The organism is Pelagerythrobacter rhizovicinus, assembly GCF_004135625.1.
Lineage (GTDB): Bacteria > Pseudomonadota > Alphaproteobacteria > Sphingomonadales > Sphingomonadaceae > Pelagerythrobacter > Pelagerythrobacter rhizovicinus.
The window spans coordinates 176,828-190,842 of record NZ_SDPV01000001.1 but is presented as its reverse complement, the minus strand read 5'-3'; the positions used below and the strand labels follow the sequence as shown (position 1 = coordinate 190,842).

At 66.6% G+C, this 14,015-nt stretch carries 10 protein-coding genes; 2 read left to right on the top strand and 8 right to left on the bottom strand.

Annotated elements, in window-relative coordinates:
* Nucleotides 1-53 precede the first annotated feature (53 nt).
* Nucleotides 54-2,855 (bottom strand): TonB-dependent receptor, encoded by a 2,802-nt coding sequence (locus tag ETX26_RS01020; RefSeq protein WP_129522861.1) that lies wholly within the window; start codon nucleotides 2,853-2,855, stop codon nucleotides 54-56.
* A gap of 243 nt (nucleotides 2,856-3,098) precedes the next feature.
* Here ETX26_RS01020 and ETX26_RS01015 point away from each other — a divergent pair, with 243 nt between their 5' ends.
* Both ETX26_RS01015 and ETX26_RS14405 read left to right on the top strand, forming a co-directional pair.
* Nucleotides 3,099-4,451, top strand: a complete 1,353-nt coding sequence (locus tag ETX26_RS01015; RefSeq protein WP_404825249.1) for a pectate lyase family protein — start codon at nucleotides 3,099-3,101, stop codon at nucleotides 4,449-4,451.
* Complete coding sequence (locus tag ETX26_RS14405; RefSeq protein WP_404825248.1) at nucleotides 4,448-5,572, top strand: ThuA domain-containing protein; 1,125 nt, start codon at nucleotides 4,448-4,450, stop codon at nucleotides 5,570-5,572. Before ETX26_RS01015 ends, ETX26_RS14405 begins: the two co-directional genes overlap by 4 nt.
* On the opposite strand, the gene ETX26_RS01005 is transcribed toward ETX26_RS14405, so the two are convergent.
* Genes ETX26_RS01005 through kduI form a run of 7 tightly spaced genes read right to left on the bottom strand, consistent with a single transcriptional unit; the run spans nucleotide 5,569 to nucleotide 14,003 of the window.
* Complete coding sequence (locus ETX26_RS01005; RefSeq protein ID WP_129524081.1) at nucleotides 5,569-7,149, bottom strand: carboxylesterase/lipase family protein; 1,581 nt, start codon at nucleotides 7,147-7,149, stop codon at nucleotides 5,569-5,571. The two genes, ETX26_RS14405 and ETX26_RS01005, sit on opposite strands and share 4 nt — an antisense overlap.
* Complete coding sequence (gene xylA, locus ETX26_RS01000; protein ID WP_129522860.1) at nucleotides 7,149-8,465, bottom strand: xylose isomerase; 1,317 nt, start codon at nucleotides 8,463-8,465, stop codon at nucleotides 7,149-7,151. The genes ETX26_RS01005 and xylA overlap by 1 nt, the downstream gene beginning before the upstream one ends.
* Nucleotides 8,462-9,916 carry a xylulokinase gene (gene xylB, locus ETX26_RS00995; RefSeq protein ID WP_129522859.1) on the bottom strand — a complete coding sequence of 485 codons (1,455 nt, stop codon included), beginning with the start codon at nucleotides 9,914-9,916 and terminating at the stop codon, nucleotides 8,462-8,464. Before xylB ends, xylA begins: the two co-directional genes overlap by 4 nt.
* Nucleotides 9,916-11,343 (bottom strand): D-xylose transporter XylE, encoded by a 1,428-nt coding sequence (gene xylE, locus ETX26_RS00990; RefSeq protein WP_129522858.1) that lies wholly within the window; start codon nucleotides 11,341-11,343, stop codon nucleotides 9,916-9,918. Before xylE ends, xylB begins: the two co-directional genes overlap by 1 nt.
* 52 nt (nucleotides 11,344-11,395) lie before the next feature.
* Nucleotides 11,396-12,403, bottom strand: a complete 1,008-nt coding sequence (locus tag ETX26_RS00985) for a sugar kinase (RefSeq protein ID WP_129522857.1) — start codon at nucleotides 12,401-12,403, stop codon at nucleotides 11,396-11,398.
* A gap of 5 nt (nucleotides 12,404-12,408) precedes the next feature.
* On the bottom strand, nucleotides 12,409-13,164 hold the full coding sequence (kduD, locus tag ETX26_RS00980; RefSeq protein WP_129522856.1) for a 2-dehydro-3-deoxy-D-gluconate 5-dehydrogenase KduD: 756 nt from the start codon (nucleotides 13,162-13,164) through the stop codon (nucleotides 12,409-12,411).
* Nucleotides 13,161-14,003, bottom strand: a complete 843-nt coding sequence (gene kduI, locus ETX26_RS00975; RefSeq protein WP_129522855.1) for a 5-dehydro-4-deoxy-D-glucuronate isomerase — start codon at nucleotides 14,001-14,003, stop codon at nucleotides 13,161-13,163. The genes kduD and kduI overlap by 4 nt, the downstream gene beginning before the upstream one ends.
* Between the last annotated feature and the right edge of the window lie 12 nt (nucleotides 14,004-14,015).

Genomic DNA, 14,015 nt, shown 5'->3' with positions numbered 1-14,015 from the left:
GGCCGCGGCAATCGCGCGAGCCGGCCCAGGGGGGAGTTACCGCGTCAGGCGCATCACAGCTTGAAGCGCACGCCTGCCATGATCACGCGACCGAAGTGATTGTTTTCGTAGTTCCGGCGCGCAAAGTCGTCGGTCCAGCGATAGCGATAGTCGTCCGTCAGGTTGGTGCCGTCGAGCGACAATTCGATCTGGTCGGTCAGCTGATAGCGAATGGCCGCGTCCAGATTGAACGAACTGCCGAACCCTTCGAAGATGTTGCTGTTGCCGCTCGTGCCGGTGATATAGCCGCCGCGATAGGCGCCCGAAACGCGGATCGAGAGCTTGCCGTCGTCGTAGTAGACGGTCCCGTTCGCCGATTTCTTCGACAAGCCCGTGAGCGGCCGGGTGTAGACCTCTCCCCCGACCGTGTAATCGACGTCGCTTTCGATCAGCGTCACGTTGCCGAGCACGCCGAAATGGCGCAGCAGACCCACGGTCGAAAACGCCGAGAAGGGCAGGTTGAGGCCGAACTCGACACCCTTCAGGCTTGCCCCGGGCCCGTTCCCCGTGGTCCTGAACTCGAACTCCCGGTCAGGGTCGGTGCCGTTGACGATCGCATCGTAGACCGGCGTGCCAGGAGTCAGCAGGGAGGTCGGCAAGCCGCTGTCCGCCCATGTACCCTCGGTTGAGGTGCCGAGCGGGAAGCTCTCGATATCCTTGGCGAAGAGCGCCACCGACGCAAGCGCGCCGGGGGCGAAGTACCACTCGAGCGCCACGTCGTAGTTGGTCGCGCGATAGGGATCGATGTAGGGATTGCCGCTCGAGATGCGGAAGTTGAATTGATCGACCGACCCGCCAGGTGTCAGCGAGCCCAGGCTCGGCCGGGTCATGACCTTGGCAATGGCACCACGCAGGATCAGGTTATCGGCCGGGAAGATGTTGACATTCATGGCCGGCAGCCAATCGTCGTACGTCCGCTCTATGGTCCTGTAAGTGCCGCTCAGGAACCCTTCGGACGTCTGGTCGGTCTTGGCGTAGCGCATGCCCGCGTTGCCGGTGACACGCATGCCGAACAGGGATGTCTCGTAATTCGCCTGCAGCCAGCCGCCGGTCACTTCCTCGGTAACCGAACGCTGCCCTCCCTGATCCAGCACGGCTTCGCGGTTATAGAGATCGATAAAATCGGTCGCGGCGTCGAGGTTCGGCACGACCCACCGGTTGGTGTTGCCTTCCGGTTGACCCGCGTCGCCCAGCTCGAAGATATCGGCGAGATCGTCGGTTACCGGCGCACCCGAAGCACCCGGCGCACAGTCGAACGCCTGACAATACACTCCGTCGCGCCGGAACCCCACGGTGTCGAAATCGAACCGCCGGTAGAAGCCGCCGCCCGCCATCTGGAACCCATCGGCCACGTCCCATTCGAGATCGAGAGCGAAGGTGCGGAACTTGTTGGTCACCGAGGAAGGCCGATCGCGGAATTCAGCAAGTTCGAAGGCCGCCGGATTGTCGATTCCGGGTCCGAACGACAAAAGCGGCGATTCCATGTCGGAATAGTCGTAAGTGTAGCCGTCCGATCGATCATCGAACATCAGCGAGGTCTCGACCGGAATGTCCGCATCGGAGCGCGAGAAGCCGCCCCGCAAAGTGCCCCTGAACACGTCGCTGAACTCGTGATCGAGATTGGCCGAGATCTGATAGAACTCGGTCGAGCTCTCGCGATGATAGCGTTCGGTGCGGACGTAGGCGTTGTCGAGTTCGGCCGAGATGATGTTGTTGTCGCCGTCGATCACGTAGTTGGAGATGTCTATCGTGTCTTCTTCGCTGCGCAGCAGCACCTCACCCCAGAACTCGTCCCGATCTTCCGTGAACTTCGAATAGAGGCCATCGATCGAGATGTTGGTGCGATCGGTCGGCTGGAACTGGATCGATCCGGTCGCGCCCAGCCGTTCGCGATCGTGGCCGACGAGACCGTAGCGCGGGATGCGCGGGTGGAAAGCATCGGCCACCTCCGCGCACTCGCCGGTCGGATCGTCGAGGTCGCATGCAACGCCGTTGACCGAGCGGAACGGAGCCTGTGCCCAGCGCACCGAGTTGTTGCCGAGCTCCGATGTCTTGTATTGCGAGTAGGCGACCGAAGCGGAGATGCCGAAGGTCTCGGCATCGTTCGTCCAGCCGACCAGTCCGGCAAGGCGCGGGCCGACATCGTCGTTGAGGTCGTTGTACCGCGCCTGTGCCGACGCAGTCAGTGTCAGACCGGCGCCATAGCCGATCGGGTTGCCGGTGTTGAGGTCCACCACCGCACCGAGCGACCCTTCATCGAGCGAGGCCGATGCGGTCTTGTGGACGACGATCGAGTTGAAAAGCTCCGAAGCGAACACGTTGAAGTCGAACGCGCGATCGCGGTTGGCTGACGCCCCGTCGGTCGAGGTCGCGATGGTTTCCATGCCGTTGACGCGGACGCGCGTGAACTGGGCGCCGAGGCCGCGGACGGTGATCGCGCGCCCTTCGCCCGCATCGCGCTCGATCGCGACGCCGGGAATGCGCTGGAGCGATTCGGCGAGGTTCTGGTCGGGGAACTTGGCGATGTCTTCTGCAACGATGACATCGATCGCCGAAATCGATTCGCGCTTCATGTCGAGTGCCGCGTCGAGGGATGCGCGAAAGCCACTGACGACGATCACGTTGTCCTCTTCTCCGATCGCCTCCTGAGCGACCGCCTCATCCGCTCCGCCTTGCGCCGGGCTGGGCGAGGTGTCCGTCTCCTGTCCCGCGGCCACCGTAGGCAGGGCCGCGGCTGCCAGGACGAAAAGCGAACTCGCCCCCATGAGCCGCGTGAGCCTGAGCTTCCGCGGTGCGATGTCCTGATCCTTGCGCATTCCTCTCTCCCTTGTTCTCACGCCTTCGCGGCGAAAACTCAAATGACACCGGTGTCTAAGCGAGGCGACAGTCCGGCGGGAGAACAACGTTCGGAGTTCAGGCAACGAAGGGCCCCACTCTCTCCCACCGATGCTGCGCTTGTCCGCCCAGTCATCATTCCGGTTGCATGACTTAAGTAACCGGTGTCATAAGACTGCGCCCGGCGCGAGACGCTGTCAAGACCGGTGATGGGGAGAGAGATAATGATGCGCGTTGTTTTGGCCCTTCTGCTGCTGATTGTGGCTTCTCCGCTACGGGCAGAGGCATTCCCCGGCGCGGCAGGCTGGGCGGCCGAAACGCAAGGAGGACGCGGCGGCATCATCGTACGCGTCACCAATCTCGATGCCGAGGGTCCAGGTTCGCTCAAGGCGGCGCTGGAGACATCCGGCCGGCGAATCGTGGTCTTCGAAGTCGGCGGCGTCATCGATCTCGGCCTGAGCACGATAAGCATCGACGAGCCCTATCTGACGATAGCCGGCCAGACGGCACCGTCGCCCGGAATCACCATCATCCGCGGCGGACTCGATATTCGCACGCACGACGTGATCGTCCGCCATATCCGCGTGCGTTCCGGCGTTTCGGGGCAGCCGGCGCGGAGCGACTGGGAAGCCGACGGCATCTCCACCGTCGCCGCGCGCAACGTAATCGTGGATCACTGCTCGATCACCTGGTCCGTCGACGAAAACCTGTCCGCCTCCGGCCCGCGCTTCACCGGCGATACGGTGGAGGAATGGCGCACGGGAACCTCACGGAACATCACCTTCTCGTACAACATTCTCGCAGAAGGCCTCGCCCATGCCAGCCATCCGAAGGGAGAGCATAGCAAGGGCTCGCTTATCCACGACAACGCGACCGGCATCCTCATCTACCGCAACCTCTATGCCCACAATTACGAGCGCAACCCGATGCTGAAGGGCGGTGCTCAGGCGGCGGTGGTGAACAACTTCATCTTCAATCCGGGCGCACAGGCGATCCATTACAACCTGATGGATCTCGAATGGGGCGACCATCCGCACCAGGCCGGCGAACTCTCGGCTGTCGGCAATGTTCTGCGCGGGGGCTTCTCCACCCGCGATGACATCACCTTCCTGTCGATCGGCGGCGTCGGCGACCTGCGCTACTATGGGCGCGACAATGTCGCCGTCGGCCGATTGGGCGAGCCGCTGCCGATGTTCGGCCGCTACACCACCAGCCCCGCGAAGATCGTCGAAACCGATGAGCCGACCGTCTGGCCCGAAGGGCTCGAGGTACTCCCGGTGAATCAGGTGGAGACGCATGTCCTGCGATATGCCGGCGCCCGCCCGTGGGACCGCGATGCGCACGACATCCGCGTGATATTCGATGTCGCCGAAGGCCGCGGCGAGATTATCGACAGCGAGGAGGAAGTCGGCGGCTATCCGATGGTCGAACCCACCCGGGCGCCCTTCGTCGCGGAAGAGTGGAACCTCGATACGATGGAGCCGAAATCCGGGCGCTATCCGGGCCAGAGGGACGATTTCGTGCAGCAGCCGACGAGCACGCGCGACCGGCTGATGCGGCAGCAGGAGGCGGAATGATGGCGGCTGTAACGATGCGAATCGTCGGTGCGCTCGCGCTGATCCTCACCCTTGCTTTCAGTCCCGCGGCAGCCTGGGCCGCGCCGAAGGTCCTGCTGTTCAGCCACACCACCAGCTATCGTCACGCCTCGATCGAGCCCGGCATTATCGCGATCCGCGGTCTCGCCGAGCGGGACGGGTTCACGCTGGTCGCCTCGGACGACCCAGCGGTTTTCGAGAGCGACGGACTGGACGGCTTCGCCGCGATCATCTTGCTCAACACCACCACCGACCGGAAGAATCCTGCGTCCGAATGGCTCGTCGGCCCGCGCCGCGCCGGGTTGCAGGCATTCGTTCGCGGCGGCGGCGGGGTGGTCGGCATCCACGCGGCAGCCGATTCGCACGCGCACTGGCCCTGGTATCGGCGGATGATCGGCGCGCAGTTCGCCCGCCATCCGGAAGGGACGCCGACAGCCGACCTCCACCGCACCGATGCCGATCACCCGGCCGCCCTCGTGCTGCCCGAGAGCTTCCGGCGCACCGACGAGTATTACCTGTTCGACGACTTCGATCCGACGGTCACCCTCCTCGCCACGTTCGATCCCGCGTCGATCGGCGAAGCGGCGGTCAATCCCAAGCCGGTCGCCTGGGCGCACCGTTTCGAGGGCGGGCGCGTCTTCTACACCGCGATGGGGCACACGCCCGAAAGCTATTCCGAGCCGCTGTTCCTCGCGCATCTCGCCGCCGGCCTGCGTTGGGCGGCCGGCCTGCCGCAGCCGGCCGCGCGAGGCGTGGTGATCGACGAGCAGGAGGTCGTCCGCCAGGAGCCGCCGCCGCACGGCGCGATCGGTATGAGCACCGCCTACAGGATCAGCGACGCCGCACCGCGGCGGACGATGGAGTTCCGCAAGCGCGTGCTCCATCCGGGTGCCGCGATCGGCGTCCACCCGATCAACCACGACGAAGTCTACTACGTGCTCTCGGGCGAAGGCGAGCTCGAGAGCGACGGAAAGACACGGCGCCTTGGTCCGGGAATGGCGGCCTACCTCTACGCCGATGCCGAAGTCGGCATTCGGCAAGTCGGACCCGAGCCGCTGGAGCTGATCATTTCCTACCCGCTGCCCGCGCGAGCGGCCGACTAGGTCCCCGGCTGGATATAGGGCACCCGGCCGAAGAGCTCGCGCTCCCACCGGCGCGGATCGTTGGCCACGCGGACCTCTGTGCCGAACAGCATCGTCTCGCGGTCCGGCAAGGTATGGACCGGCCATTCCGGTATGCCGCCATGGTTCGGATTGCCATCGCGCGCGAGAGCGACGAAGGAATCCATCATCTTGCCGCTCAACGCCCGCGCGTCCGGACCGGTGCCGGTGATCGATCCTTCCGCGTCGAGCGTGCCGAAGACGAGCGGGATGTCGATCGTGTGCGGTGCGCCACGACGCGGCTCGACCGGCGACTGATAGTCCACGCGATAGACCCAGGTGGGCGCGCCGGCTCGTGCGCGCTCATCCGCCTCGATCACCTGCCCGCGCCAGCTCCGCCCGGCCGTCGTGGCGGCGTAGAAGACCTGCTCGGGCGTGTATGCGGGATAGCGTTCGCGGAACTGCGCCACGACCCATTCGGGATGAATGTCGATCCGCAGCTCGGGCGCCATGCGCTCGGCGATGTTCGACCAGTCGAGGCCGGCGACCTTCGGCCCGTCCGGATCGACGAAGGCGCGCGTCTCGTCGAGCGTGTTGCCGAGGATCATTGGGATGTGGTTCGATTGCGGATTGGCGTCCGGCCAGAACGGGTGCCGGGTCAGCCATTTCATGTCGAGCACCGGGCCGAAGTAGACGCCGCCGCCGAGGACGGGATCGGTCGCATCGAGCCCCTCGACCAATGCCTCAGTCGGCATGGCGAGCAGGCGGCCGAGGTCCCTCTCCGGAACGCCGAGGTCGGCGAGGAAGGCGCGGGTGCGCGCTGTCGCGTTCAGCGGGCCGGAGGCGGTGACCTGCTGCCCGCTCATCGTCGCGGCGCTGTGGAACAGACCCTTGGCCGCAGGCATGCCCATCATCGTCGCGATCTTGGCGCCGCCACCCGACTGGCCGAACACCATGACCCGCCCCGGATCGCCGCCGAAGTTAGCGATATTGGCGCGTATCCACTGTAGTGCGAGAATCTGGTCGAGCTGGCCGGCATTGCCGCTGTCAGGGAAGCGCGGATCGAGCCGCGAGAGATAGAGATACCCGAAGGCGTTGAGGCGATGGTTCAGCGTGACGACCACCACGTCCCCGCGCGAGGCGAGATGGTGGCCATAGTTCAGCGGATCGACCACGCTGCCCGACGAATAGGCCCCGCCGTGGATGTAGACCATCACCGGCCGCTTCGCGCGCGGGTCGGGCCCGGGCGTCCAGACGTTGAGGAACAGACAATCCTCGCTGGTCGAGGCGTAGCGGTCGCTCCGCTGCGGGCAGGACGGCGCGAAGGCGGTCGCATCGGCGATGCCGCTCCACGGCTCCGGCGCGCGCGGCGCCTGGAAACGGTGCGGCCGCGTGTCCTGTCCGTAACGCAGGCCGCGAAACACGTGGAGCCCGTCCTCCACCGTGCCGCGCACGCGGCCCTTGGTCGTGGAGACGACGCTGCTCCGCCCCGGCGCGGCATAGGCAGCGGCCGGCAGCGAAAGCGCGGCGGCGGCCAGGGCCGAGTTGCCCAGGAAACGGCGGCGGTCGAGCTTGTCCATCATGCGAACCTGTTCACCAGGTTTTCGAGGTATTCCTGCCGGCCGGAGGGAGGTCGCCTGTCGCCGTTCGACTGCAGCGCATGGTCGGCGAGGTCCTCGAGGCTCAGCTCGTTCAGCGCCTTTCGCCCGAACTCGCCCCGCCAGCCGGCATAGCGGTCCTCGACGAACTGCCCGAGCCGCCCATCCTCGATGATCGCCGCCGCGTTGAGCAGTGCCCGCGCGAGCACGTCGATGCCGCCGATATGGCCGTGGAACAGGTCGATCGGGTCGATCGACTGCCGGCGCACTTTCGCGTCGAAGTTGAAGCCGCCGGTGGTGAAGCCGCCGCCTTTCAGGATCTCGAGCAGGGCCAGCGTGAGCCCCGGCACGTCGTTGGGAAACTGGTCGGTATCCCAGCCGTTCTGCGGATCGCCGCGATTGATGTCGATCGACCCGAAAATGCCGAGCGCCATCGCGGTGGCGATCTCGTGTTCGAAGCTGTTGCCGGCGAGCGTCGCGTGATTGGCCTCGATATTGACCCGGACCTCGTCGACGAGCCCGTAGCGTTCGAGGAAGCCGTACACCGTCGCCGTGTCGCGGTCGTACTGATGCTTGGTCGGCTCGTGCGGCTTGGGCTCGATCAGGATCGTGCCGGAAAAGCCGATTTTGTGCTTGTGCTCGACCACGAGGTTCAGGAAGCGGCCGAGTTGATCCATCTCCTGCCGGAGATCGGTGTTGAGGATCGTGTCATAGCCCTCCCGGCCGCCCCAGAGCACGTAGTTCGCGCCGCCCAGGCGATGCGTCGCCTCCAGCATCTCGCGCACCTGGAAGGCTGCCCAGGCGAAGATCTCGGGATCGGGGCTGGTCGCCCCGCCCGCCGCATAGCGCGGGTGCGAGAAGAGATTGGCCGTGCCCCACAGCAGCTTCATCCCGCCCGTTTCCATTCGGCGCACCATCTGCTCGACGATTTCGGACAGGTTGCGGTGATGCTCTTCCGGTGTCGCGGCGGTCGCCATGGCGTCGACATCATGGAAGCAGAAGAACGGCGCGCCCAGACGCTCGAAGAAGTCGAACGCGTTCTCCAGCTTCAGCGTAGCGCGCTCCGGGGTGCAGATCTCGCCGGGCATCCACGGCCGATCGAACGTGCCCGCCCCGAAAATGTCGGCGCCGGGCCAGGCGAAGCTGTGCCAGTAGCAGACCGCCAGCCTAAGGTGCTCGGCCATCGTCTTGCCGAGCACCAGCCGGTCCGGGTCGTAGTGACGGAAGGCGAGCATATTGTCGCTGTCCGCGCCTTCGTAGGCGATCGGGGCGATGTCTGCGAAAATCCGGTCGGTCATGGGCGGCCTCGAAAATGGGGTTGAAGAGCGAGGTAGAGCGCGCGGAAGCGCTGCTGGCGTTCGGCGAAATGGGCGGCGCGGCCCGCGTCGGGCTCTTCGATGCCGGTGACAGCGGGAGGCTGGATCACGGCGTCCGCATGCCCTTCCACGCAGAGCCGGGCGAGGCGCGCGGCGCCGAAGGCCGGTCCGACCGCGCCCGCTTCCCTGAACACGAGCGGCCGATCGAGCGCGGCGGCAATGATCGCGCCCCAGAACGAGGACCGCGAGCCGCCGCCCGCCATGGTGATCGTCTCCGGCGACGAACCGGCCGCGGCGATCGTGTCCAGGCCGTCGCGCAGCCCCATGGCGACGCCTTCGAGCACGGAAAGAGCAAGCTCCGGAGCGCCGGTGGTCGCGGTCATGCCGAAGAAGACGCCCTGCGCGTGCGGATCGGCGTGCGGCGTCCGCTCGCCGCTGAGATAGGGCAGGAAGATCGGCAGCGAACGATCCGTGCGCGCCTGTTCCGCGGCCGCGAGCAGTGCCGGCACGTCGTCCAGACCGAGCAGCGCCGCCGCCCAGTCCAGGCATGCGGCGGCGCTGAGCATGACCGACATCTGGTGCCAGCGCCCGGGCAGGGCATGGCAGAAGGCGTGCAGGCCATTGTCGGGCGCAGCGTGAAGCCGGTCGGTCGCGACGAAGCACACGCCCGAGGTGCCGAGCGATAGGAAGCAATCGCCGGGATCGACGACGCCGAGTCCGACCGCGGCGGCGGCATTGTCGCCCCCGCCGGCCGCGACGGGCACTTCGTCCATTCCCCAGCGGGCGGCGACGGTCCGCCGCAGCGTGCCGGTCGCCTCGGGCCCCTCGTGCAGGCGGGGCATCGCGTCCACGCCGAGACCGGTGGCGGCGAGCATGGCCGGCGACCATGTCCGCGCCTCGACATCGAGCCACAGCGTTCCGCTGGCATCCGACACGTCGGTGGCCTTCTCGCCGGTCATCTGCAGGCGGACGTAATCCTTGGGCAGCAGCACGGTGCGGGTCCGCTGGAACAGGTCGGGCTCGTGCTCGCGCACCCAGAGGAGCTTCGGCGCGGTGAAGCCGGCCATGGCGGCATTGCCCGTGATGCGGCGCGTGCCGGGCTCCGCCTCCTCCAGCAAACGGCACTCGGCGCCGGAGCGGCCATCGTTCCACAGGATGGCGGGGCGGAGCGGCCGGTCTGCGTCATCAAGCAGAGTGGCGCCGTGCATCTGGCCCGCGAGACCGACTGCGCGGACCGCGCGCCGGTCCGCGGCCGGCAACGACAGGACCGCGGCCTCGGTCGCCCGCCACCAGTCGTCCGGGTCCTGCTCGGACATCAGCGGTCCGGGCCGGGAGACCGACATGGGCGCCGATCCTTCGCCGCGTAGCCGCCCTTCCTCATCGAGGAGAACGGCCTTCACGGCCGAAGTGCCAATGTCGATCCCGAGGTACATCAGGGGCGCTCTTCCGCCTTCCACAGCACGCCCATCTCCTCGAGCGTCCGGCCCTTGGTCTCGGGCAGCATCTTCCAGACGAAGATCGCGGCGAGCACCGACATCGTGCCGTAAAGCCAGTAGGCGAAGCCGTGGTTGAACATCGCCACCAGCGTGGGATCACCGTCGAGGACCTTGAACGACCACGAGACGAGGAAGTTGGAGATCCACTGCGCGGTAACGGCGAGCGCCATCGCCTGCCCCTTCACCGGGTTCGGGAAGATCTCGGCCAGCAGCACCCAGACCACCGGGCCCCAGCTCAGCGCAAAGCCGGCGATGTAGACGAGCATGGCGAGAAGCGCGCCGAGCCCAAGGCTGTCGACGTAGAACAGCGTCCCGAGCGTCCCCATCGAAAGCGCCATGACCACCGCGCCCGTGATCATCAGCGGCTTGCGCCCCCAGCGGTCGACCGTGAGCATGGCGATCACCGTGAAGCCGAGATTGACCGCGCCGACGGCGACCGTCTGCAAGAGGGCGGTATCGGTCGACGCGCCCATGCTCTTGAAAATGAACGGAGCGTAGTAGAGCACCACGTTGATCCCGACGAACTGCTGGAAAATCGACAGCAGCAAGCCGACCGCGATCAGGGCCGCGCCGTAGGAGAACAGCGGCCGGCGCGGCACCACCAGCGACTGGCGGATCTCCTCGAGAAGGCCGGGGCGGCGGAGTCCGAGCAAATGGAGCACTGTCACCGCGCCTTCCTCATCTCCCTTCTGGACCAGCCAGCGCGGGCTTTCGGGAATGAAGAAGAGCATGCCGAAGAACAGCACGGCAGGAATGCATTCCGACGCGAACATCAGCCGCCACCCCGTCGTCAGCACCCATTGCTCGTCGCCCTGGCGGGCAATGCCCCAGTTGACGAAATAGACGACCAGCATGCCGCCGATGATCGCGAGCTGCTGCCAGGTGACGAGATGCCCGCGCCGTTCCGATGGCGCGATCTCGGCAATGTACATGGGCGAGATCATCGAGGCGAGCCCGACTCCGATTCCGCCGAGGATGCGGTAGACGTTGAACAGGGTGAGCGCGTCCGGCCCCATCGATCCGGGCGCGCCGAAGCCGATCTCCGGCCATGCAGATCCCACCGCCGAGAGGAAGAACAATATGGCCGCGAGGATCAGCGACCGGCGGCGGCCCAACCGCGTCGCCAGCATGCCTGCCAGGGCAGCGCCGATGACCGTGCCGATCAGCGCGCTCGCGACGGTGAAGCCGGCCAGACTGTCGCCGGCATTCGGCGGAAGGCCGCGTGGCTCGATGAAGTTGACCTCGATCGCCTCGACCGCGCCCGAAATGACCGCCGTGTCATATCCGAACAGCAGGCCGCCCAGTGTCGCGGTCAGCACCGCGAAGGTGATGGAGCCGCTCTTTTCTGCCACCTTCTGGTGCATCCATTTCCCTCCCGAATGGCCGCTTTTGCGGCTCCCGATTGTCGGCCCAGCGTTATCGGCGGACGTCGAACCCTCCCGCCAGGAACGCGTCGATATCCTTCTGGCCGAACACGCTCGCGTCGCCCGGCAGGCTGTGTTTCAGGCAGGTAAGCGCGAGACCCGTGCGGGCGGCGCCGGCGATGTCCTGCCCCGTGCGCAAGGCATGGAGCACGCCCGCCGTGAAGGCATCGCCCGCCCCGATCCGGTCAACGATTCCCGCCACGCTCACTTCGTCGGTCTGCGCCGCGCCGTCCCGCGCGTCGATGCGCGCCGAAAGGCGATGGTGATCGACATTGTCGAGATGCCGCGCGGTCGATGCGATGAGCTGGAGCTGCGGGAAGGCCTCGAAGGCTGCTTCTGCCGCCTCGCGCCGCCTGTCGGGGCCGTCGCCGTCGAACTTCTCGCTGAGCAGGAGCGAAATGTCGCGGTGATTGCCGAACAGGATGTCGGCCTTCGAGATCAGCCGGGTCAGCGTGGCCTTGGGATCGCTGTCCCATGCCTCCCACAGCCGCGCGCGGTAATTGCCGTCGAACGAGATCGGCACGCCCCGCGCCTGGGCAGCCTCGGCCGCGCTCAGGGCCGCCTCGGTGCCTTTCTGCCCCAGCGCGGGTGTGATGCCCGACAGGTGCAGGCGGTCGGCGCCCGCGAGCAGCCGATCCCAGTCCCAGGCGTCCGGCGGGGTCTCAGCGAAGGCGGAGCCCGCGCGGTCGTAGATGACGTCCGTCGCGCGCAGGCCGGCCCCCGTCGTCACGAAGTAGAGGCCCATGCGCCCCTCGCGGCGCTGGATGCCGCGGGTGTCGACGCCGAAGCCGCGAAGCGCGCGCACCGGCGCGTCGCCGAGCGGGGTCGGGGGCACCGCGCTTACCATCGCGCTGTCGTGGCCGAGGCAGGCGAGCGCGGTTGCCACGTTGGCTTCCGCGCCTGCCGTCCAGACGTCGAACTTCGGCGTCTGGAGCAGCAGCTCCCGCCCAGGTGGCGAGAGGCGCAGCATGATCTCACCGAAGGCGACGAAGCGGCCCATCGCTCTCAGCGCGCCAGCCAGCCGCCGTCGACGGCGAGCACGTGGCCCTGCACGTAGTCGGACGCCGAGGAAGCGAGGAACACAGCCGCGCCGCCGAGATCGGACGGATCGCCCCAGCGCCCCGAAGGGATGCGCTCGAGGATCTGCCGGTTGCGGGCCTCGTCCGCCTGCAGGGCCGCGGTGTTGTTGGTCGCGATATAGCCGGGCGCGATGGCGTTCACATTGACGCCCTTGCCCGCCCACTCGTTGGCGAGCAGCTTCGTGAGCCCCGCGACGCCGCTCTTCGAGGCGGTATAGCTCGGCACCCGGATGCCGCCCTGGAAGCTGAGCATCGATGCGATGTTGATGATCTTGCCCCTGCCCTGCCCGATCATGTGCCGACCGGCGGCCTGACAGAGGAAGAACACCGACTTGAGGTTGGTGTCGACGACCGCGTCCCAGTCCTCCTCGGTGAACTCGACCGCGTCGGCGCGCCGGATAATGCCGGCGTTGTTGACGAGGATGTCGAGTCCGCCGAGTTCGGCCAGGGTGCGGTCCACCACCTCCTGCACCGGTTCGATGGTCGAGAGATCGGCGCGGATCAGGGCGGCCCTGCGCCCCAGCGCGCGGATCTTCTCGGCCGTCTCGTCGGCGCTCGATCGGCCGACCAGCGCCACGTCGGCCCCGGCCCCGGCCAGGGCTATGGCGATGCCCTGGCCGATGCCGGTGTTGGCGCCGGTCACTACTGCGGTTTTTCCGCTGAGGTCGAACATGGCGGTCACTGGAGCTGGCAGATGTCGAGGACGTTCATGTCGGTGTAGTCCTGGTTCTCACCAGCCATGGCCCAGATGAAGGCGTAGGCCTTCGTGCCCGCGCCCATGTGGATCGACCAGGGCGGGGAGATCACCGCTTCGTCGTTCTGCATCACGATGTGCCGGGTCGCCTCGCCCTCGCCCATGAAGTGCATGACGCGGTCGGTTTCGACATCGTCGAGCTCAAAGTAGAAGTAGATCTCCGAACGCCGCTCGTGGATGTGCGGCGGCATCGTGTTCCACACGCTGCCCGGCTTCAGCACCGTCAGCCCCATGACGAGCTGCGCGCTTTCGCACACGCCCGGGATCACGAGCTGGTAGATGGTCCGCTCGTTCGATTCCTCGAGGCTCCCGCGGTCCAGTGCATTGGCCTCCGCGATCGAGAGCTTGCGGGTCTGGAACGCCTTGTGCGCCGGGCAGGAGGCGAGATAGAACTTCGCGCCCTGGCCGGAGAACGTCACGTCCTTCGCGCCCATGGTGACATAGAGGCAATCCTTGTTGCCGAGGGTGAAGCTCTCGCCGTCCACGGTCACGGTGCCTTCGACTTTGCCGACGTTGACGACCGCGAGCTCGCGCCGCTCGAGGAACGGGTGCCCGGCGGCGGACGGCGGCTCCGTTTGGTCAGGCAGCTTCACGGTGCCCGAACCCACCAGCACGCCGCCGATCACGAAGCGGTCCGCATGCGTGTAGTTGAGCACGCACTCACCCTCGGTAAACAGGTTCTGGATCAGATAGCGCTCGCGCAGCTCCTCGTTGGAGACGCACTCCATCATATCCGGGTGCGTGGCGTAGTAGGTTCTTTCAAACATATCCTTCTCCTG